At 72.8% G+C, this 20,301-nt stretch carries 24 protein-coding genes; 18 read left to right on the top strand and 6 right to left on the bottom strand.

Annotated features, from left to right (window positions below; genetic code table 11):
- Positions 1 to 38: 38 nt before the first annotated feature.
- Positions 39 to 203 (bottom strand): hypothetical protein, encoded by a 165-nt coding sequence (locus H4687_RS12380; protein ID WP_097250403.1) that lies wholly within the window; start codon positions 201 to 203, stop codon positions 39 to 41.
- 255 nt (positions 204 to 458) lie between these two features.
- Between H4687_RS12380 and H4687_RS12375 the strand changes: the two genes are divergently transcribed.
- The 4 genes from H4687_RS12375 (at position 459) to H4687_RS12360 (ending at position 4,446) form a co-directional block, all read left to right on the top strand.
- Positions 459 to 1,679 carry an NYN domain-containing protein gene (locus tag H4687_RS12375; RefSeq protein WP_046912709.1) on the top strand — a complete coding sequence of 407 codons (1,221 nt, stop codon included), beginning with the start codon at positions 459 to 461 and terminating at the stop codon, positions 1,677 to 1,679.
- 110 nt (positions 1,680 to 1,789) lie between these two features.
- A complete protein-coding gene (locus H4687_RS12370) occupies positions 1,790 to 2,815 on the top strand; it encodes an ABC transporter ATP-binding protein (protein ID WP_078907415.1) in 1,026 nt (341 codons plus the stop codon).
- Positions 2,816 to 2,885: 70 nt separating this feature from the next.
- Positions 2,886 to 3,746, top strand: coding sequence for an ABC transporter permease (locus H4687_RS12365; protein WP_078907414.1), 861 nt, complete (start codon positions 2,886 to 2,888; stop codon positions 3,744 to 3,746).
- A gap of 34 nt (positions 3,747 to 3,780) precedes the next feature.
- Positions 3,781 to 4,446: a hypothetical protein gene (locus H4687_RS12360; RefSeq protein WP_046912712.1), complete on the top strand. Its 666-nt coding sequence runs from the start codon at positions 3,781 to 3,783 to the stop codon at positions 4,444 to 4,446.
- A gap of 229 nt (positions 4,447 to 4,675) precedes the next feature.
- On the opposite strand, the gene ybaK is transcribed toward H4687_RS12360, so the two are convergent.
- From ybaK to H4687_RS12340, 4 genes are all read right to left on the bottom strand, one after another.
- Positions 4,676 to 5,176, bottom strand: coding sequence for a Cys-tRNA(Pro) deacylase (gene ybaK, locus H4687_RS12355; RefSeq protein WP_046912713.1), 501 nt, complete (start codon positions 5,174 to 5,176; stop codon positions 4,676 to 4,678).
- 17 nt (positions 5,177 to 5,193) lie between these two features.
- Entirely contained in the window at positions 5,194 to 5,934 is a 741-nt protein-coding gene (locus tag H4687_RS12350; RefSeq protein WP_046912714.1) for an LON peptidase substrate-binding domain-containing protein, read from the bottom strand.
- A 70-nt stretch (positions 5,935 to 6,004) separates the two neighbouring features.
- Positions 6,005 to 7,015, bottom strand: a complete 1,011-nt coding sequence (locus H4687_RS12345; protein WP_046912715.1) for a hypothetical protein — start codon at positions 7,013 to 7,015, stop codon at positions 6,005 to 6,007.
- A 230-nt stretch (positions 7,016 to 7,245) separates the two neighbouring features.
- Entirely contained in the window at positions 7,246 to 8,829 is a 1,584-nt protein-coding gene (locus H4687_RS12340) for a hypothetical protein (protein ID WP_046912716.1), read from the bottom strand.
- Between the two features lie 204 nt (positions 8,830 to 9,033).
- Here H4687_RS12340 and hisD point away from each other — a divergent pair, with 204 nt between their 5' ends.
- From hisD to hisF, 8 genes are read left to right on the top strand one after another with little or no spacing between them, the layout of a single operon-like run.
- Entirely contained in the window at positions 9,034 to 10,356 is a 1,323-nt protein-coding gene (gene hisD / locus H4687_RS12335; RefSeq protein WP_046912717.1) for a histidinol dehydrogenase, read from the top strand.
- Positions 10,353 to 11,462 (top strand): histidinol-phosphate transaminase, encoded by a 1,110-nt coding sequence (locus H4687_RS12330; protein WP_050399076.1) that lies wholly within the window; start codon positions 10,353 to 10,355, stop codon positions 11,460 to 11,462. Before hisD ends, H4687_RS12330 begins: the two co-directional genes overlap by 4 nt.
- Positions 11,459 to 12,061, top strand: coding sequence for an imidazoleglycerol-phosphate dehydratase HisB (gene hisB, locus H4687_RS12325; protein ID WP_005478155.1), 603 nt, complete (start codon positions 11,459 to 11,461; stop codon positions 12,059 to 12,061). Before H4687_RS12330 ends, hisB begins: the two co-directional genes overlap by 4 nt.
- On the top strand, positions 12,058 to 12,222 hold the full coding sequence (locus tag H4687_RS12320) for a hypothetical protein (protein ID WP_005478154.1): 165 nt from the start codon (positions 12,058 to 12,060) through the stop codon (positions 12,220 to 12,222). The genes hisB and H4687_RS12320 overlap by 4 nt, the downstream gene beginning before the upstream one ends.
- Positions 12,213 to 12,860 carry an imidazole glycerol phosphate synthase subunit HisH gene (gene hisH / locus H4687_RS12315; protein WP_097250406.1) on the top strand — a complete coding sequence of 216 codons (648 nt, stop codon included), beginning with the start codon at positions 12,213 to 12,215 and terminating at the stop codon, positions 12,858 to 12,860. Before H4687_RS12320 ends, hisH begins: the two co-directional genes overlap by 10 nt.
- Before the next feature lie 2 nt (positions 12,861 to 12,862).
- Entirely contained in the window at positions 12,863 to 13,585 is a 723-nt protein-coding gene (priA, locus tag H4687_RS12310; protein WP_046916386.1) for a bifunctional 1-(5-phosphoribosyl)-5-((5-phosphoribosylamino)methylideneamino)imidazole-4-carboxamide isomerase/phosphoribosylanthranilate isomerase PriA, read from the top strand.
- A gap of 16 nt (positions 13,586 to 13,601) precedes the next feature.
- Entirely contained in the window at positions 13,602 to 13,994 is a 393-nt protein-coding gene (locus tag H4687_RS12305) for a RidA family protein (RefSeq protein WP_005478148.1), read from the top strand.
- 34 nt (positions 13,995 to 14,028) lie between these two features.
- Positions 14,029 to 14,784: an imidazole glycerol phosphate synthase subunit HisF gene (gene hisF, locus H4687_RS12300; RefSeq protein WP_005478147.1), complete on the top strand. Its 756-nt coding sequence runs from the start codon at positions 14,029 to 14,031 to the stop codon at positions 14,782 to 14,784.
- 72 nt (positions 14,785 to 14,856) lie between these two features.
- Here hisF and H4687_RS12295 read toward each other — a convergent pair whose 3' ends face one another.
- Positions 14,857 to 15,492 (bottom strand): TIGR03085 family metal-binding protein, encoded by a 636-nt coding sequence (locus H4687_RS12295; RefSeq protein WP_020115242.1) that lies wholly within the window; start codon positions 15,490 to 15,492, stop codon positions 14,857 to 14,859.
- A 169-nt stretch (positions 15,493 to 15,661) separates the two neighbouring features.
- On the opposite strand from H4687_RS12295, the gene hisI reads away from it, so the two are divergent.
- The 6 genes from hisI (at position 15,662) to trpC (ending at position 20,298) form a co-directional block, all read left to right on the top strand.
- Entirely contained in the window at positions 15,662 to 16,117 is a 456-nt protein-coding gene (hisI, locus tag H4687_RS12290; RefSeq protein ID WP_097250407.1) for a phosphoribosyl-AMP cyclohydrolase, read from the top strand.
- 11 nt (positions 16,118 to 16,128) lie between these two features.
- Positions 16,129 to 17,607 carry an anthranilate synthase component I gene (locus tag H4687_RS12285; RefSeq protein WP_046916385.1) on the top strand — a complete coding sequence of 493 codons (1,479 nt, stop codon included), beginning with the start codon at positions 16,129 to 16,131 and terminating at the stop codon, positions 17,605 to 17,607.
- Between the two features lie 52 nt (positions 17,608 to 17,659).
- Positions 17,660 to 18,307: a TIGR02234 family membrane protein gene (locus H4687_RS12280; RefSeq protein WP_046916384.1), complete on the top strand. Its 648-nt coding sequence runs from the start codon at positions 17,660 to 17,662 to the stop codon at positions 18,305 to 18,307.
- 155 nt (positions 18,308 to 18,462) lie between these two features.
- Entirely contained in the window at positions 18,463 to 18,735 is a 273-nt protein-coding gene (locus H4687_RS12275; RefSeq protein ID WP_046916388.1) for an HGxxPAAW family protein, read from the top strand.
- A gap of 73 nt (positions 18,736 to 18,808) precedes the next feature.
- Positions 18,809 to 19,315 (top strand): DUF2752 domain-containing protein, encoded by a 507-nt coding sequence (locus H4687_RS12270; protein ID WP_046916383.1) that lies wholly within the window; start codon positions 18,809 to 18,811, stop codon positions 19,313 to 19,315.
- A 173-nt stretch (positions 19,316 to 19,488) separates the two neighbouring features.
- On the top strand, positions 19,489 to 20,298 hold the full coding sequence (gene trpC, locus H4687_RS12265) for an indole-3-glycerol phosphate synthase TrpC (RefSeq protein WP_020665626.1): 810 nt from the start codon (positions 19,489 to 19,491) through the stop codon (positions 20,296 to 20,298).
- Positions 20,299 to 20,301: the final 3 nt, after the last annotated feature.

Raw genomic sequence — 20,301 nt, 5'->3', positions numbered from 1 at the left:
CTCGGTGTGTCCGGGCTGCAACGGCCCGGCCCGCGATGTCAGTTGTGACCGAAGCGCTTCTGCCGGCCCTTGCGGGCCATGTCGCCGGGTGTCACCTGCGGCATGCGCGTCTCGGTCTGCGACTCCAGTGAGGGCTGCTGGGTCTCCTGCCGACCACGCTCGGACTGCGGCTGCTTGCGGTCCTGCTTCTTGTTCTTGGCCATGGTGATCTGCCTCCTGAAGGGGGTCTAGGGGCCAGGGCCGCGACCAGATTCACATAGCATGACAAGGCGCGCATTTCGGAAAATCACCGTCCGTGACGAGAGTTGTCGGCCGACGTGCCGTGTCGCGGAAGGGCGCACGGCGTGGCACACGTGAAGACGCCACGCCGAAGATCGAGTTCCGGCCGTTAACCTCCGCGTGGTCGGGCAGACTCGAAGGAAGCCCGAAGCAAACCTCCCGGAAAGAGGGTGGATCGCGTGGACCGCTGCATCGTCCTGGTGGACGCCGGGTATCTGCTCGGCGCGGCCGCCAGCCTCCTCGCCGGGGAACCCTCCCGCTCCCGCATCACCGTCGATCACGCCGCCCTCATCCAGGGGCTGCGCGAGCGCGCCGAGGCCGACACCGAGCGGCCGTTGCTGCGCATCTACTGGTTCGACGGCGCCCCCGACCGCGTCCCGCAGCCCGAGCACCGCAGGCTGCGCGTGATGCCCCGGGTGACCGTGCGGCTCGGCGCGCTGACCCGCAGCGACGGGCGGTGGGCGCAGAAGGGCGTGGACGCCGCCATGCACGCCGAACTGACCGAGCTGGCCCGCAACCGCGCCTGCTCCGACGTGGTCCTCGTGACCGGCGACGGGGATCTGCTGCCGGGCATGATGGCCGCCAAGGAGCACGGTGTCGCCGTGCATCTGTGGGCCGTGCAGGCCGCCGACGGCGACTACAACCAGTCCGAGGACCTGGTCGCCGAGGCCGACGAGCGGCGGGTCCTCGACCGGATGTGGATCACCAAGGCCGTACGGGCCAAGGACCTCGGCGGGGTCTGCGCGCCGCAGCCGGTGCCGCGCCCGGAGATCGCCGCGATCCTGTCGGCGCCGCTGCCCGAGTCCGCCCTCGCGGCCGCCACCGAACGGCCGACGGGAGAGCCCGAACACACCTCGGCGGCCGGTGCCGTGCGCAACGGGACCGAGGAACGGACGGCCACGCACAAGGGCGTACCGACACCGAAGGACCTGGCCGCCATGCGGGCACCGGGGGCGCACCCCGCGCAGCACCCGGCGACGGCCACCCTGCGGTGGTCCTCCGACAAGGGCTGGGTGGACCGGCCCGGCGGCGCGGCGGAGCCGCCCGAGGCGGCGGCCATGCCGACGCTGGCGCAGCTGACGAGCGCGGAGCAGCGGTGGGCCGACCGGGAGGAGGACATCACCACGGTCGGCGGCGATCCCTTCGAGGTCGGACAGGTGTTCGCCCGGCGGTGGATGGCCCGGCTGCCCGACCAGACGCATCTGCAGAAGCTGTCGGGGATGTATCCGCGGGTGCCGCACCGCGTCGACGGGGAGCTGCTGCGGTACGCGGCCCGGTTCGGACTGCTGGCCCACAAGGACGACCAGATCGACGAGCACGACCGGTACGCGATCCGGGCCGGCTTCTGGCGGGAGATCGATGTGCGGACCACCTCCGGCGGTGGCGCGAGCACCTCCTGACCCGGGGTCGCGTGCGCCGGCGTCAGCGGCCGGGCGCCGGGGGGCCGGGGAGCGCGGCTCGGGCGACCCGGAGGGAAAAGGGCGCCCCGGACCCCGTAGGCTCGTCCCTCGTGAGTACGCGTACGGCACAGGCGGTCCGGCATGGCGGGGATGTCGTGTGCGCTGTGCGGGGGCTCACCAAGACGTATCCGGCGACCCGGGGGCGGCGGGGCACGCCGGGCACGCCCGAGGTGCGGGCGAACGACGCGGTGGCGCTGGAGGTCCGGCGCGGGGAGATCTTCGGTCTGCTCGGGCCCAACGGGGCGGGCAAGACCACGCTCGTACGGCAGCTGACCGGGCTGATGCGGCCCGACGACGGCACCGTCGACATCCTGGGCCACGACATCGTGCGCCACCCCGAGCGGGCCGCGCGGATCCTCGCCTATCTGGGGCAGGAGTCGACAGCTCTGGACGAGCTGACCGTGGCGCTCGCCGCGGAGACCACGGGGCGGCTGCGCGGGCTGGAGGTACGACGGGCGCGGGCCGAGCGGGACGCCGTGCTGGAGGAGCTGGGGCTGACCGGGCTCGCCGCGCGCCCGCTGAAGAAGCTGTCCGGCGGGCAGCGGCGGCTCGCCTGCTTCGCCACCGCGCTCGTCGGGGAGCGGCCCCTGCTGGTGCTCGACGAGCCGACCAGCGGCATGGACCCGGTGGCCCGGCGGGCCGTGTGGGCCGCCGTGGACCGGCGGCGGGCCCAGTCCGGCACCACCGTCCTGCTGGTCACCCACAACGTCATCGAGGCGGAGACCGTCCTCGACCGGGTCGCCGTCCTCGACCAGGGGCGGGTCATCGCCTGCGACACCCCGGCCGGACTGAAGGAGCGGGTCGCCGGCGAGGTGCGCGTCGAGCTGGTGTGGCGGGAGAAGGCCCCGCTGGACGTGCCCGAGGTCGCCGTGCTGCGCCCGCGCGCCGTGGAGTCCGGGCGCCGCTGGACCCTCCGGCTCGCCCCCGAGGAGGCGCGCGCGGTGGTGGCCACGGTGACCGGGGGCGCCGCCTTCGTGGCGCTCGACGACTTCACCCTCGCCACGCCCAGCCTGGAGGACGTCTACCTGGCGCTCGGCGGCAGCGCGGGCAGCGCACAGGGACTGGTCAAGGGGTGAGGGACACGGGTGTGAACCGGAGAACGGCCGGCGCGGGCGTGAACGGCCGGGCCGCCGCGGCCGTACGACAATGGGCGACAGCAGAAGCGCAGAGGAGCAGCTCGACGTGAGTGTCGTACCCGCCGAGATCCTGCCGGGCCAGGCCCTGGCCGCAGAGGGGCGTGTGGAGCGCGAAGCCGCCGAGCTGGGGCCTCGCGCGCGCCTGTGGCCCTCGCTGTGCGCCGTGTACCGGGCGCAGCTCTCCCGGGCGCGGGTCGCGCGGATCCCCCTGCTGTTCGTGGCCACCTTCCAGTCGATCGGGATCATGGTCCTGATGCGCGGAGTGGTGGACGGCGGAGCCGAGGCGCACGCCGTGGTCGCCGGTTCGGCGGTCCTGGTCGTCGCGTTCGTCGCCCTGAACCTGCTGGCCCAGTACTTCGGGCAGCTGCGCTCCAGCGGCGGTCTCGACCACTACGCGACGCTGCCGGTGCCGCCGGCGGCGGTGGTGCTGGGCGCGGCGGGGGCGTACGCCTCCTTCACCGTGCCGGGGACCGTCGTGACCGCCGTCTTCGGCTGTGTGCTGTTCGGGCTGCCGCTGACCCACCTCTGGGTGCTCGCCGCCGTGATCCCGCTCGCCGGGGCCGCGCTCGCCGGACTGGGCGCCGCGCTGGGTCTGCTCGCCCCGCGCCCGGAACTCGCCACCGTCCTCGGGCAGCTCGGCATGTCGGCCGCGCTGCTGCTCGGCGTGCTGCCGGCGGGCCGGATGCCGGGCTTCATCCAGTTCGCCCGGGATCTGCTGCCCTCGACGTACGGGGTCGAGGCCCTCGCGCGGACGTTCGGGCCGAACCCGGACTGGGCGTTCGTGCTCGGGGACCTCGCCGTGTGCGCGGGGGTCGGGGTCGTCTCGCTCGCCGTCGCCACCTGGGCGTACCGGCGGGCCGCCGTCCGGTGACGCGGCGCCCGGCCGGGCCTGGCACGATGGCAGGGTGACCGCACCGTTGACTCCCCCTCCGCCGCCGCACAACCAGCCCCCGAACGACCCCTGGGGTCCGCCGCCCACCAGCGGCGGGGGCGAGGCGGAACTCTGGTACGAGCCGCAGAAGCCGGCCGGTCCCGGACTGCGGACCGAACTGATCGAGGCCGCCGTCGTCACCGTGGTCACGGCGGTGCTCGGCGGTGCGGTGCTCGGTCTGCTGTGGTGGTGGCTCGCGCCGCACGTGCCGCTCGTCTCCGACGGGTCGGCGGTCTACTTCGAGGACACCGAGGGCGAACAGGCCGTCGGGGTCGACGGGACGTTCGTGCTGCTGGCCCTGGGCGCCGGCGCGCTGTGCGCGCTCGTCGTCTTCCTGCTGCGCCGGCGCGGCGGGGTGCCGCTCGTCGCGGCGCTCACGGTCGGCGGGCTGCTGGCGGGGGTGCTGGCGTGGCGGCTCGGGGTCTGGCTCGGGCCCGAGACCGATGTCGCGGCGCGGGCGAAGGAGGTCGGGCAGGGGGTGACGTTCTCCGCGCCGCTGAAGCTGGCCGCGAAGGGGGCGTTGCTGGCGTGGCCGATGGCGGCGCTGCTGGTGCACCTGTGCCTGACCGCGCTGTTCGGGCCGCGGGATCCGGAGCCGCCGTTCGAGGACGGGTACGGTACGTCTTCGCCGGGTGCGTGAGGGAACTCGGGGCGGTCGGGGTGCGTGGTCGAGTGGGGCCCGGTGGGGCTTCTCGCGCAGTTCCCCGCACCCCTGAAAAGCCCAGGCCCCGGAGGCCTGGAAGGCGACGGCCCTGGGGGCCCGAAAGGCAATGGGGCGCAGCCCCTGCTTTTCAGGGGCGCGGGGAACTGCGCGACCAGCCCCCGCTCACCCGCACCCGACGACGCACCCCACCCGCACCCCCGGAGGGTCACCCGCGGCCGATCGGCGCGGCAAGCGCGTCCGTCAGCTTCAGCAGGTCCTGGGGGCACAGCTCGACCTCCAGCCCCCGCCGCCCCGCGGAGACACAGATCGTGGCGTGACCCTCCGCGGACGCGTCCAGCACCGTACGGAGCTTCTTGCGCTGGCCGAGCGGGGAGATGCCGCCCCGGACATACCCCGTCGTGCGCTCCGCCAGAGCCGGATCCGCCATCGCCGCCCGCTTGCCGCCGACCGCCGTCGCCAGCGACTTCAGGTCCAGCGAACCCGCCACCGGCACGACCGCGACCACGAGCGCGCCGTCGACGTCCGCCACCAGGGTCTTGAACACCCGCTCGGGGGACACACCCATCGCCTCGGCCGCCTCCTCGCCGTAGGACGGATGCGCCGGATCGTGCTCGTAGGCGTGCACGGTGAACTCCACGCCCGCCGCGCTCAGGGCCACCGTCGCGGGCGTGCCGCCCGCCTGCTGCTTCTTCGACTTCTTCGCCATCGGCCTGTCCGTGTGCGTCAGTTGAGACTCGTCGGGCTCCGCGTCAGCTCCGACGCGGGCAACGACGGCAGACTACGGATGATGGCGGACTCGGCGCGCAGGAGTTTCAGCTCGTCGCGCAGCCGGGACGCCGTGTCCGGAGCCTGCAGCAGCCGCTGCTTGGCGGGCGTGTCGAGCATCATCGCGGCGGCGACCAGGTACGAGACGACGGCCGGCTCGTCCGGCAGGTCCGCACCCGTGGACAGCGAGCGCTCCCGGGCGCCCGCGAGCCGCTTCTGGTACTGGCGGAACGCCCGCAGGACGCCCTCCGCGAGCGCGCCCGCCTCGTCGCCCGCGTCCTCCGGCAGCTCCTCCAGGTCCGCCATGAGGAACGGGCCCGAGGCGTCCACCGAGAGGATCCGCACCCGGGTGGTCCCGGTCGCGAGGACCTCGTACGTGCCGTTGTCGCGCTCCCGGATGGTGGCCGCGTCCGCGATGCAGCCCACGGAGTGGAACGCCTTGGTCGGCTCGTCGCCGAAGCCCGCGGTCGGGCCCCGGTCGGGCTGGGCCGTCGGATCCGGCATGCCGGGGGCGCTCGGCGCGACCTCGTGGCCGTCGCGGATGGCGACGACGGCGAAGCGGCGGGGTTGGTCCTCGGGGGTCTTCAGCAACTCGCGCATCATGGCGCGATAGCGCTCCTCGAAGATGTTCAGAGGTAGCACGAGCCCCGGGTACAACACCGAGTTCAGGGGGAAGAGCGGCAGCCGGACGGTGGTCACGAGGCCAGAGCCTAATGGTCGTCGGGGCGCGCGCGTTCGTCCGTACTCGTTTGGTGACCTCCGGCGGACGCTATCCTGCGGCCCGTCCCGGCCGCTCGGGCCGTGCGCGCAGCGGGATCGAGCACGCCACTTCGAGCCGCACGCCGTCCCGCAGCTGCAGGAACTGGCCCAGCGGATCGTCGGACATCCGGTCCCACGGGAAGGACGTGGCGTACGGGCCGATCATGCGCAGCTGGGCCAGCGCGTCCGGCCAGCGTTCCAGGCGGACCAGGACGTAGGTCAGCAGGTTGCGGACCTCCGCGGGCCAGGGATCGCCCGGCGCGTACTCGGCGGAGAGAGCGATCGCGCCGTCCGCCGCCTCGTCCAGCCGCGCGCGCGGGATCACGGCACCGCCGTCCTCGGTGAGGTACGCCAGCGCCGCCCGGACCGGCAGGGCCCGGACGAGGGAGCCGGGCAGCGCGTCCTCGGCGGCCCGCTCGGCGAAGTCGAAGCACTCGCGGTGCGAGCCGTACCAGGCGGCCGAGAGGTACTTCAGGGCCGATACATGACATCCGTAGTGGTGCGGGGAGCGACGGACCGCCTCCGCCCACAGCCGCTCGAACCCGGTGTGGCCGAGGCCCGTGCCCCGGGCGTGGTCGAGCGCGATCCGCCAGGGCACCGGGTCGCGCGGCTCGCCCTCCGCGGCCGCGGCGACCAACGGGCCGACCTCGCGCAGCAGTTCGACCCGGGCGGGGGAGTCCCAGCCGCGGGCCACCGCCAGCTCGGCCCTGATCAGCAGGACGTCCGGGTCGTGCGGGGCGGCCGCGTGCCAGGCCCGCAGCCACGCGTCGCGCGCGTGGGCGAAGGTGGCGAGGCGTAACGCGTACCGGTCGCGGTTCTCCCACTCGGCGGCCTCCCGGGTGGTCGCCAGCAGCTTCGCCGCCGGCGCGTACTCACCGCGGCCCGCCGCCACCAGCGCGGGTCCGAGCCGTTCGTCGGGGGCGTCGAGCAGTACCTCGTCGTCGGCGACCAGGCCGACGGCGAGCCGGGAGGTGTGACGTGCCATCCGGACGGTACGCACGAGCGCGCGCAGCGGCCCCATGACACCCCCTTGCGCTTGAACCGGCGCCGCTTCCGCGGGCCGGGGTCCTCGCCGTCGTGGTTTCGCGATCGGGAAGATCGCGACCGGTGGTTCTGCTGGCAAGACGACGGGAGGGCGAGTCCGGTTGTGTGCTGCCCAGATTAAGGTCCGGGGCATCGAGGGGCCTCCGGAGACAACCGGTGCCAACGGGTGAGAGCGGGTGAGAACGGTTGACAACCGGTGGGAACCGGTCAGTTCCTGCTCAGGAGGCGGGTGGCGCCCGCCGCCACCGTCGTCGCGAGGATCCAGCCCAGGATGATCACCACCGCGGCCAGCCACTGCCAGCCCCCGCGCAGCTGCCAGTAGCCGACCTGGCCGAGGTCGACGATCGGCAGCAGCAGGTCCAGCGCGAACAGGGAAGGGCTCCAGTGCGGGTGCTCGCCGCTCTTCATCGGCGGATGGTCCGACTGCGAGAACGCCAGCGAGGTCAGCGCCCACAGCACCGCCATCCACACCGCCGCCCGGCCGGGCCGGTACCCGTAGGCGACGGTCCAGTCCTGTGCGTACCCCCAGAGCTTGGCCGCCAGCGGCAGGTTCTCCCGCCGGTGGCGCTGCTTGGCGAGGAGCACCTCGCGGGCGCCCTCGTCGTCCCCGCCGGCCCGCAGTACGCTCGCCAGCCGCTCGTACGGCTCCGGGCTGTACTCGGCGGTCGCCGCAGCCACCCACTCCAGCCGTCTGGCCAGCGGGAACCGGTCGCGCGGCACCAGCGACTCGTACTGGAAGCCGCCCATGTGGAGATTGCCGGGGCCGGGCCAGCTCCCCGAACTGTCGATCAGGACGCCGACGCGCGCCCCGGACAGGACGACCTTGCCGCGCTCCGGCCGGTCGCCGAGGAACCGCAGCTCGGGCACCTGCACGCGGCGCAGCGACAGCTCCTGTTCATCCGTGAAGGTGAAGCGGGCCCGCTCCAGGTCGACCGAGTCACCGAACCGCCCGTCGTCCAGCCGCACCCCGCCCGCGCACTCGAACCGCTGCACGCGGGTGCCGCGCGCGGGCGTGCTGCCGCTGGTGTGCAGCGGATTGCCGATGCCGGCCGGGGTCAGGTACAGGGTGCGCTCGACGGTCAGCTGGGGCGCGTTCAGCGCGAGGCGGCCGTAGGGGTTGGCGAGACGGCTGCCGCGCAGGCTGAGCGAGGCGCCGACGGTCGCGCCGCGCAGGCTCAGCTCGCCGTGCGACTCCAGCATCTCGGCCTGGACGTCCTGGGCGACGGTCAGCCCGTCGGCGGAGAGCGAGCGGCCGTGCCGGTCGCGGTAGACGACCGCCTGGTTGAGCAGCAGATCGGTGCCGATGTGGGCGTCCGCGAGCCGCACCCCGTTGTGGAACCGGCAGCGCGGCAGATGCAGATCGCCCTCCGTGTGCAGCCGGGCCGCCTCCAGCCGGGGCACCGAGCAGTCCACCAGCCGCACGGTCGTGAACCGCGCCTCCGGCACCAGGATCTCCTTCTCGAACCGGCAGCCCTTCATCTCCACGTACGGCACCACCTGGCCGCCCGCCAGCTCCAGGACGCCCTTGATCTGGACGCCGACCAGCTTCAGCGCCGAGACCCGCCCGGCCAGCGCGGGCGGCCCGTCCAGCAGCAGCCAGGCCACGATCCGTGCCCGCACGCTCCGCTCGGGCCCCCAGGGGTGGCCGCCGTGCGGGTCGTCCACGGCGATGTCCCCGTTGCGCAGGTCGTACACGCTGCCGTTGCGGAAGGCCTGCCACATGCCCGCTTCGGCGGCGGTCAGGTCGTCCGGCAGATCTCCCTCGTCCCGGATGCCGGGCCCCTCGCTCACGCCTGTTCCCTTCCCCGTCCTGCGCCCCTCGCGTGCACTCACGCGCATCCACGTGTATCGCGCAACTGTTTACGCTGGTGATGCCCGCTGGGTGACGTCCTGAACGCAAGACGTGAAGGTGATCTTCCAGGTTCCCCGACCGCCCCGTATCACCCAGTGGAACGCGCGGATGACGGCCGACGCGGGTCTGAGAGAATTGGGAACGTGATCTCCCGAATCGACCTGCGCGGCGACGCCCTCCCGGAGGGACCCGCCCTGCGCGACCTGCTGCCCCGAGCCGACTTCGACGTCTCGGCCGCCCTGGAGAAGGTGCGTCCGATCTGCGAGGCCGTGCATCATCGGGGCGACGCGGCGCTGATCGACTTCGCGGAGAAATTCGACGGCGTCCGGCTGACGTCCGTCCGGGTCCCGGCCGAGGCCCTCGCGCAGGCGCTGGAGCAGCTCGACCCGGCCGTCCGCGCGGCCCTGGAGGAGTCGATCCGCCGCGCCCGCATCGTCCACCGCGAGCAGCGCCGCACCACCCACACCACCCAGGTCGTCCCCGGCGGCACCGTGACCGAGAAATGGGTGCCCGTCGAGCGCGTCGGCCTGTACGCCCCCGGCGGCCGCTCGGTGTACCCCTCCTCCGTGATCATGAACGTGGTCCCGGCGCAGGAGGCCGGTGTCCCCTCGATCGCCCTCGCCTCCCCGGCGCAGGCCGAGTTCGACGGGCTCCCGCACCCCACGATCCTCGCGGCCTGCGCGCTGCTCGGCGTCGACGAGGTGTACGCGGCCGGTGGCGCCACCGCCGTCGCGATGTTCGCGTACGGCACCGAGTCCTGCCCGCCGGCCCCGATGGTCACCGGGCCGGGCAACATCTGGGTGGCCGCCGCCAAGCGGTACTTCACCGGTGTCATCGGCATCGACTCCGAGGCCGGTCCGACCGAGATCGCGGTCCTCGCGGACGACACCGCCGACCCGGTGCACGTCGCCGCCGACCTGATCAGCCAGGCCGAGCACGACCCGCTCGCGGCCGCCGTGCTCGTCACCGACTCCGTCTCCCTCGCCGACGCCGTGGAGAAGGAACTTCAGCCGCAGGTCGAGGCCACCAAGCACGTCGAGGACCGGATCCGTCCCTCGCTGGCCGGCCGGCAGTCCGCGATCGTCCTGGTCGACGGCGTCGACGAGGGCCTGCGGGTCGTCAACGCCTACGGCGCCGAGCACCTGGAGATCCAGACGGCCGACGCCGCGGCGGTCGCCGAGCGGGTGGTCAACGCCGGCGCGATCTTCATCGGCCCCTGGGCGCCGGTCTCCCTGGGCGACTACGCGGCCGGCTCCAACCACGTGCTCCCCACCGGGGGCTGCGCCTGCCACTCCTCCGGTCTGTCCGTCCAGTCCTTCCTGCGCGGCATCCACGTCGTCGACTACACCAAGGACGCGCTGGCCGAGGTCGCGCACCACGTGGTGACGCTGGCCGAGGCGGAGGACCTGCCCGCGCACGGCGCGGCGATCAAGGCAAGGTTCGGCTGGAAGGTGCCCGGCAAGTGAGCTTCGGAATCGACGATCTTCCCGTACGGGACGAACTGCGCGGCAAGAGCCCCTACGGCGCGCCGCAGCTCGACGTCCCCGTACGGCTGAACACCAACGAGAACCCCTACCCGCTGCCCGAGGCGCTGGTCGAGCGGATCGCCGAGCGGGTGCGGGAGGCGGCCCGCCGGCTCAACCGCTACCCGGACCGGGACGCGGTGGAGCTGCGGACGCGGCTCGCCGAGTACCTGACGAAGACGTCCGGGTACGGGGTCGAGGCGGCGGACGTCTGGGCGGCCAACGGCTCCAACGAGGTCATCCAGCAGCTTCTGCAGACCTTCGGCGGACCCGGCCGCAAAGCCATCGGCTTCGAGCCCTCGTACTCGATGCACGGCCTGATCGCGCGCGGCACGGGCACCGGCTGGATCTCCGGCCCCCGCCGCGAGGACTTCACGATCGACCTCGCCGCCGCCGAGAAGGCGATCGCCGAGCACCGGCCGGACGTCGTCTTCATCACCACCCCCAACAACCCCACCGGCAACGCGGTCTCGCGCGAGACCGTCCTCGCCCTCCACGACGCCGCGCAGGCGGCCAAGCCGTCGATGGTGGTGGTCGACGAGGCCTACGTCGAGTTCAGCCACGGCGACTCGCTGCTGCCCCTGCTCGACGGCCGGCCCCACCTGGTCGTCTCGCGGACGATGTCCAAGGCCTTCGGCGCGGCCGGTCTGCGCCTCGGCTACCTCGCCGCGCACCCGGCGGTCGTCGACGCCGTCCAGCTCGTCCGGCTGCCGTACCACCTCTCCGCCGTCACCCAGGCGACCGCGCTGGCCGCCCTGGAGCACACCGACACCCTCCTCGGCTACGTCGAACAGCTGAAGACGGAGCGGGACCGGCTCGTCGCCGAACTGCGCGCCCTCGGCTACGAGGTGACCGAGTCCGACGCGAACTTCGTGCAGTTCGGCAGGTTCGAGGACGCGCACGAGGTCTGGCGGAGCATCCTCGACCGGGGCGTCCTGGTCCGGGACAACGGCGTACCGGGATGGCTGCGGGTCACCGCCGGAACTCCCGCCGAGAACGACGCGTTCCTCGACGCGGTACGTGAACTGAAGAAGGAGCAGCACGCATGACTCGCCAAGGCCGCGTCGGCAGAATCGAACGGACGACCAAGGAGACCTCGGTCCTCGTCGAGATAGACCTCGACGGCACGGGCCGCACGGAGATCTCCACCGGGGTCGGCTTCTACGACCACATGCTCGACCAGCTCGGCCGCCACGGTCTGTTCGACCTGACGGTGAAGACCGACGGCGACCTGCACATCGACTCCCACCACACCATCGAGGACACCGCCCTCGCGCTGGGCGCCGCCTTCAAGCAGGCCCTCGGCGACAAGGTCGGCATCTACCGCTTCGGCAACTGCACGGTCCCGCTGGACGAGTCCCTCGCCCAGGTCACCGTCGACCTCTCCGGCCGCCCGTACCTCGTGCACACCGAGCCCGAGAAGATGGCGCCGATGATCGGCGAGTACGACACCACGATGACCCGGCACATCCTGGAGTCCTTCGTCGCCCAGGCCCAGATCGCGCTGCACGTGCACGTGCCGTACGGGCGCAACGCGCACCACATCGTCGAGTGCCAGTTCAAGGCGCTGGCGCGGGCCCTGCGCTACGCCTCCGAGCGAGACCCGCGCGCGGCCGGCATCCTGCCCTCCACGAAGGGCGCGCTGTGAACGGCCTGTCGACCGTCCTGATCGTCGTCGGCCTCTTCCTGGTCGGCGGGATCATCTCCTTCGTCAAGCAGGGGATGCCGAAGCAGCTCGTCGTGCTGCTCTCCGTCGGCGCCGCGATGTGTCTGGTCGCCGGTGTCATGAGACTGGAGGTGTGGAATTGAGCGCCCCCAAGAAGGTCGTCGTCTTCGACTACGGCTTCGGCAACGTGCGCTCCGCCGAGCGCGCCCTCGCACGCACCGGTGCCGAGGTCGAGATAACGCGTGACTTCGACCGCGCCATGAACGCCGACGGGCTGCTCGTGCCCGGCGTCGGCGCCTTCGCCGCCTGCATGAAGGGGCTGAAGGAGGCGCGCGGCGACTGGATCATCGACCGCCGGCTCTCCGGCGGCCGCCCGGTGATGGGCATCTGCGTCGGCATGCAGATCCTCTTCGCACGCGGCATCGAGCACGGCGTGGAGACCGAGGGCCTCGACGAGTGGCCCGGCGCCGTCGAGCCGCTCCAGGCCGAGATCGTGCCGCACATGGGCTGGAACACCGTCGAGGCCCCGGCCGACAGCCGGCTGTTCGCCGGCCTCGACGCCGACGCCCGCTTCTACTTCGTGCACTCCTACGCCGTCCACGACTGGTCCCTGGAGACGCACAACCCCGCGCTCACCGCCCCCAGGGTCACCTGGTCGACGCACGGCAAGCCCTTCGTGGCCGCCGTGGAGAACGGCGCCCTGTGGGCCACCCAGTTCCACCCCGAGAAGTCCGGCGACGCCGGAGCGCAGCTGCTGTCCAACTGGATCGGAACCCTGTAGCCATGGCCAAGCTCGAACTCCTTCCCGCCGTCGACGTCCGTGACGGCCAGGCGGTCCGGCTCGTCCACGGCGAGTCCGGCACGGAGACCTCCTACGGCTCCCCGCTCCAGGCCGCCCTCGCCTGGCAGGGCGCGGGCGCCGAGTGGCTGCACCTGGTCGATCTGGACGCCGCGTTCGGCACCGGCGACAACCGGGACCTGGTCGCCGAGGTCACCCGGGCGATGGACATCAAGGTCGAGCTGTCCGGCGGCATCCGGGACGACGCCTCCCTGGCGAAGGCCCTGGCCACCGGCTGCACCCGGGTCAACCTGGGCACGGCCGCCCTGGAGACCCCCGAGTGGGTCGCCAAGGTCATCGCCGAGCACGGCGACAGGATCGCGGTCGGCCTCGACGTGAAGGGCACCACCCTGCGCGGCCGCGGCTGGACCCGCGACGGCGGCGACCTCTACGAGACGCTGGAGCGCCTCGACAAGGAGGGCTGCGCGCGGTACGTCGTCACGGACATCGCGAAGGACGGCACCCTGCAGGGCCCCAACCTGGAGCTGCTGCGCAACGTGTGCGCCGCGACGGACCGCCCGGTCGTGGCGTCCGGCGGCGTGTCGTCGCTCGACGACCTGCGGGCCATCGCCGAACTGGTGCCCCTCGGTGTCGAGGGTTCCATCGTCGGCAAGGCCCTGTACGCGAAGGCGTTCACCCTGGAAGAAGCACTGGAGGCCACGTCGTGAAACCGGGCACAGCGTCATGACGTCCGAAGGCGTGCGGCGGGTGCAGAGCGGGAGTCCCTGGGAGGAGTCCATCGGTTTCGCGCGCGCCGTCGCGGCGGGCGACCGCGTCCTGGTGGCGGGCACCACGGCCTTCAGGGGCGAGGTACTGCACGGGGAGGGCGACCCGTACGAACAGGCCAAGGTCGCCTTCACCAGCGCGGTCCAGGCGCTCGGCGAGTTCGGCCTCGGCGCCGAGGCCGTGATCCGTACGCGGATGTACCTGACCCACATGCGGGACGTGGAGGCCGTGGGGCGGGCCCACAAGGAGATCTTCGACCCGGTGCGTCCGGCCGCGACCCTGCTGGTCGTCGAGGGTTTCGTCGACCCGCGCATCCTCGTCGAAGTAGAGATCGAAGCATTCAGAGGCTAGGCCCTCCAGAACTCTTGTTAGGAGCCGTGGATTCATGACCCTGGCGGTCCGAGTCATCCCCTGCCTGGACGTGGACAACGGCCGGGTCGTCAAGGGCGTCAACTTCCAGAACCTGCGCGACGCGGGCGACCCCGTCGAGATGGCGAAGGTGTACGACGCCGAGGGCGCCGACGAGCTGACGTTCCTGGACATCACCGCCTCGTCGGGCAACCGCGAGACGACGTACGACGTGGTGCGCCGCACCGCCGAGCAGGTCTTCATCCCGCTGACGGTCGGCGGCGGCGTCCGTACCGCCGAGGACGTGGACAAGCTGCTGCGGGCGGGCGCCGACAAGGTCGGCGTCAACACGGCGGCGATCGCCCGCCCCGACCTCATCCGTGAGATCGCCGAGCGCTTCGGCCGCCAGGTGCTGGTCCTGTCGGTGGACGCCCGCCGCACCGAGGCCGGATCCTTCGAGGTCACCACCCACGGCGGCCGCAAGGGCACCGGCATCGACGCCGTGGAGTGGGCCCACCGCGCCGCCGAACTGGGCGCCGGCGAGATCCTGCTCAACTCCATGGACGCGGACGGCACCAAGGACGGCTACGACCTGGAGATGATCACGGCCGTCCGCAAGCACGTCACCGTCCCCGTCATCGCCTCCGGCGGCGCCGGCCGGCTCGCCGACTTCGCCCCGGCCGTCGAAGCGGGCGCCGACGCCGTCCTCGCCGCCTCCGTCTTCCACTTCGGCGACCTGCGCATCGGCGAGGTCAAGAACGCGCTGCGGGGGGCGGGTCACCCGGTGCGGTGACCTCGCGCCCCGCCGGATCCCGGCCGCCCGAGGGGGGCCGGGATCCGGCGTTCGGGATCAGGCGGTCGGGCGTCAGATGCCCAGCTGCTTCGTCTCGTGCAGCTTGGCGATCGCCTCCTTCTCGCCCTCCAGTTCGACATCGGCGACCTGCTGACGGCCGTAGAGGAACAGCAGCAGCTCGGCGGGCTCGCCGGTGACGGTGACGACCGGGGCGCCGCGGTGGGCCACCGCGGTCCGCCCGTCGGGGCGGCGCAGGACCAGGCCGGTGGGGGAGCGGCGGCCCATGAGGCGGGCCGTGCGCTCCAGACGGGACCACAGGGCGTCCTGGAAGACGTGGTCCAGCTCGCGCGGGGTCCACTCGGGACGGGCGCGGCGGATGTCCTCGGTGTGGACGTAGAACTCGATCGTGTTCGACGCCTCGTCGATCTGCTTGAGGTTGAAGGGCGAGAAACGCGGCGGACCGGTACGCACGAGCTGGATCAGCTCCTCGTACGGCTTGGCGGCGAACTCCTCCATCACCCGGTCGAGGCGCGACGCGAGCTGCTTGATGAGTATGCCTCCGGCGGCGTCCGGGCGGCGCTCGCGCACGACCACGTGCGCGGCCAGATCACGGGTCGTCCAGCCCTCGCACAGGGTGGGGGCCTCGGGGCCCGCGGTCTCCAACAGGTCGGCGAAGAGAAGCCGTTCACGCTTGGCATGGGTAGACATGACAGCCAGCCTACGGCCGGGCCACCCCCGCGCCCAGCGCAGGTCCGGCCGATGCGTGGCCACGGATACCCGGACGGTCGCCCGGCGGACCGGTCATTCGTACGACAAGAGGGTCCGGCCTGTGGACAACGGGCGAGGCCGCCCGGCCCGGCGCGGCACAATGGCACGCATGACCAGCACGCCGTCCTCCAGCAGCCCCCACGGTCCCGGAGCCCCCGCCGGTCCCGGCACGCCCAGCGTGCTGGACCCCGAGATCGCCGCCCGCCTCAAGCGCGGCGTCGACGGGCTCCTGCCCGCCATCGCCCAGCAGTACGACACCGGTGAGGTGCTCATGCTCGGCTGGATGGACGACGAGGCCCTGCACCGCACGCTCACCACCGGCCGCTGCACGTACTGGTCGCGCAGCCGCCGTGAGTACTGGGTGAAGGGCGACACCTCCGGTCACTTCCAGTGGGTGAAGTCCGTCAGCCTGGACTGCGACGCCGACACCGTCCTCGTCAAGGTCGACCAGGTCGGCGCCGCCTGCCACACCGGCGCCCGCACCTGCTTCGACGAGGACGTCCTCAAGGCCGTGGAAGGCGTCGGGAGCGGCGCCGGTTCCGACGTACCGTCACTGGATCAGTAAGGTCAGCCGCCATGGACCTCGAGACGTTCCGCAAACTGGCCGGCGACCGCCGGGTCATCCCCGTCAGCCGCAAGCTCCTCGCCGACGGCGACACCCCGGTCGGGCTCTACCGCAAGCTCGCCGCCGAGCGCCCCGGCACCTTCCTGCTGGAGTCCGCGGAGAACGGCCGTTCGTGGTCCCGCTACTCCTTCGTGGGCGTCCGCAGCCACGCCACCCTCACCGCCCGCGACGGCGAGGCCCACTGGCTCGGCACCCCGCCCGTCGGCGTCCCCGTGGACGGCGACCCCCTCGCCGCGCTGCGCGCCACCATCGAGGCCCTCCACACGCCCCACGAGGAGGGCATGCCGCCCTTCACCGGCGGCATGGTCGGCTACCTGGGCTACGACATCGTGCGCCGCCTGGAGAAGATCGGCCCCGGCGGACGGGACGACCTGAAGCTGCCCGAGCTGACCATGCTGCTGACGAGCGACCTGGCGGTCATGGACCACTGGGAGGGCTCGGTCCTGCTGATCGCCAACGCCATCAACCACAACGACCTGGACACGGGCGTCGACGAGGCCCACGCCGACGCCGTCGCCCGCCTCGACGCCATGGAGGCCGACCTCTCGCGGCCCGTCGCCCAGCCCCCGGCGGCCCTGCCGCCCTCGGAGCTGCCCGAGTACACCGCGCTGTGGGGCGGCCCCGACTTCCAGACGGCCGTGGAGGACATCAAGGAGCGCATCCGGGCCGGCGAGGCCTTCCAGGTCGTCCCCTCCCAGCGCTTCGAAACCCCCTGCACGGCAAGCGCGTTGGACGTCTACCGCGTCCTGCGGGCGACCAACCCGTCCCCGTACATGTACCTGTTCCGCTTCGACGGCTTCGACGTCGTCGGCTCCTCCCCCGAGGCCCTGGTCAAGGTCGAGGACGGGCAGGCCATGGTCCACCCCATCGCCGGCACCCGGCACCGCGGGGCGACCCCGCAGGAGGACCAGGCCCTCGCCGACGAACTGCTCGCCGACCCCAAGGAGCGCGCCGAGCACCTGATGCTCGTCGACCTGGGCCGCAACGACCTGGGCCGGGTCTGCGAGCCGGGCTCGGTCGAGGTCGTCGACTTCATGTCCGTCGAGCGGTACTCCCACGTCATGCACATCGTGTCCACCGTCACCGGCCGGGTCGCGGCGGGCCGTACCGCCTTCGACGTCCTGACCGCATGCTTCCCCGCCGGCACCCTCTCCGGCGCCCCCAAGCCGCGCGCGATGCAGATCATCGACGAGCTGGAACCCTCCCGCCGGGGCCTGTACGGCGGCTGCGTCGGCTATCTCGACTTCGCGGGCGACTCCGACACCGCCATCGCCATCCGCACGGCACTGCTGCGCGACGGCACGGCCTACGTCCAGGCCGGCGCCGGCATCGTCGCCGACTCCGACCCCCTCGCGGAGGACACCGAGTGCCGCAACAAGGCGGCGGCGGTCCTGCGCGCGGTGCACACGGCCAACCGGCTGGGAGAGTAGGGCGCTTCTCACGTGCGCCCCGGGTGACGATCCACCCGGGGGGCAGGCGATAGTGGAGTACGTGACCGCAGCACCAGACCACCCCCGTTCCGAACCCGCGTCCGTCCGTGCCGGCCGGCGCAGTCTCGCCCTGGCGCTGCTCAGCGGTGCCCTCGGCGCGGCCGTCACGCTGCTCGCCAGCCGACAGCGCTGGTCGGAGGGCACCATCTCGCTGGCGGGCGGCGACTTCCCGCTGACCGCCCAGGGCAGCGACGTCACGGGCGTGCCGGCGGCGCTCGCCGTGGTGGGGCTCGCCGCGCTCGTCGCCGTCTTCGCCGTACGCCGGTCCGGGCGCGTCCTGGTCGCCGCGCTGCTCGCCCTCTCCGGGGCGGGCATCATCGCCGCCGCGCTGCTCGGCGCCCGGGACAGCACCGCGCTCGACGGCAAGGCGGCCGAGGCCTCCGGTGACACCGCCGCGACCGTCGACGCGCTCAGCCACACCGGCTGGCCGTACGTCGCGGCCGCCGGTGGCGCGCTCATCCTGCTCGCCGGGCTGCTCGCGCTGCGCTACGGACGGCAGTGGCCCGCGATGTCCGGCCGTTACGAACGCGACGGCACACCCCGGCCGCGCAAGGTCCGGCCGGTCGACCCCGACCGGCCCGAGGACATGTGGAAGGCCCTGGACCGGGGCGAGGATCCCACGGGGCCCGGCCCGGCCTGAGGCGCCGAGCCGCACGGAGCCGGGAACGTGAGAGTGGACACCCCCGCTCATGGCACCCGTACCCGTACGGAACAATGGACGACGAGCGTCCGACTCAGCACAGGCATCGAGCGTCACGCATCGAGCACGACGCAATGAACAACGAGGAGCAAGTCATGGCGGGCAGCAGCCACGGTCACACCCCGGCCGCCTGGACCGGCGTCACCATCGCCTTCATCGGTTTCTGCGTCTCGGGCGCCTACATGGTGATGGCCCAGCCGCTGGGATTCTGGGCCGGCATGGTCATCGTCGTCCTCGGCGGCGTCGTCGGCATGGTCATGCGTGCCATGGGCATGGGCCAGCCGAAGGACGCGCACGCCGCGTACGAGACCGCGGCGGTCCGCGCGCAGAGCGCGACCACTCCCGAGCCGGCCGGCGCCCAGGGCTGACCCCCGCCCGAGGGACGGTCCCGTGTCACCGCGGGCCGTCCCTCCGGCGCGCGTACGGCCCGCGCGGGGCACAATGCGGTGTGTGAACGCCGACACCCAGCCGACCGCGCCGCCGCCGCGCCTCCACGGCGCCGAGCCGGTCGATGCGACCGTCGCGACCGGCGGCCCCCCGCGGACCACCGGGCGCACGCTCCGCGCGCTCGCGGTGCCCGCCGGGGTGCTCGCGGCCGTCGGCGGGGCCTTCGCGTACGTGGCGGCCGTGGACCCCAACGAACCCGGCCACTACCCGGTGTGTCCGCTGTGGCGCTTGACCGGCCTGTACTGCCCCGGCTGCGGCGGTCTGCGCAGCGCGCACGCCTTCGCGCACGGCGACCTCGCGACCGCCCTCACCGACAACGCGCTGGCCGTGGTGGGTTTCCTGGGCTTCGCCGTGCTGTGGACCGTATGGGTGGTCCGTACCGCGCGCGGACGATCCCTGCGCCTGCGCCTCGGACCCGTGCAGCTGTGGTCGCTCGGCGCGTCGGCGCTGGTCTTCACGGTTGTCCGGAACCTGCCGTTCGGTGGCTGGCTCCATCCTTGATCAAACGGTGAACGTCCAGGTGGTGGGACCGCCGTCAACCGGATGCGAGGCCTACGCCCTCCTGCGGATACCATCACAGTGAACTGCCCGAACCATGAGAACCGCTCGACTGTCAATGCGTGACGGTCAAACGTTGTCACCGATTTCCACCGTCTGAAAGGGGGGCCGCTCGCGTGAGTGTGCTCGACGAGATCATCGACGGAGTCCGTGCCGACCTCGCGGAACGGCAGGCGCGCGTCAGCCTCGACGAGCTCAAGGAGCGCGTGGCGAAGGCTCCTGCGGCCAAGGACGGCGCGGCCGCGCTCCGCGGCGACGGCGTCAAGGTGATCTGCGAGGTCAAGCGGTCCAGCCCCTCCAAGGGCGCGCTCGCCGCCATCGCCGACCCGGCCGGTCTCGCGGCCGACTACGAGGCGGGTGGCGCGGCGATCATCTCCGTCCTCACCGAACAGCGCCGCTTCGGCGGCTCGCTGGCCGACCTGGAGGCCGTCCGCGCGCGCGTGGACATCCCCGTCCTGCGCAAGGACTTCATCGTCACCTCGTACCAGCTGTGGGAGGCGCGGGCGTACGGCGCCGATGTCGTGCTGCTGATCGTCGCCGCCCTCGACCAGCCGGCGCTGGAGTCGCTGATCGAGCGGGCCGAGTCCATCGGGCTCACCCCGCTCGTCGAGGTCCACGACGAGGACGAGGTCGAACGCGCGGTCGACGCCGGTGCCCGGGTGATCGGGGTCAACGCCCGCAACCTCAAGACCCTGGAGGTGGACCGCACCACCTTCGAGCGGGTCGCCCCCGAGATCCCCGACTCCCTCATCAAGATCGCCGAGTCCGGCGTCCGGGGCCCGCACGACCTCATCGCCTACGCCAACGCCGGCGCCGACGCCGTCCTCGTGGGCGAGTCCCTCGTCACCGGCAAGGACCCCAAGACCGCCGTCGCCGACCTCGTCGCCGCGGGCGAGCACCCGGCGCTGCGGCACGGGCGGGGCTGACCC

This window comes from Streptomyces stelliscabiei (assembly GCF_014873495.1).
Lineage (GTDB): Bacteria > Actinomycetota > Actinomycetes > Streptomycetales > Streptomycetaceae > Streptomyces > Streptomyces bottropensis.
Note: the sequence above shows the minus strand (reverse complement) of the source record. Positions and strands in the feature narration are given on the sequence as shown.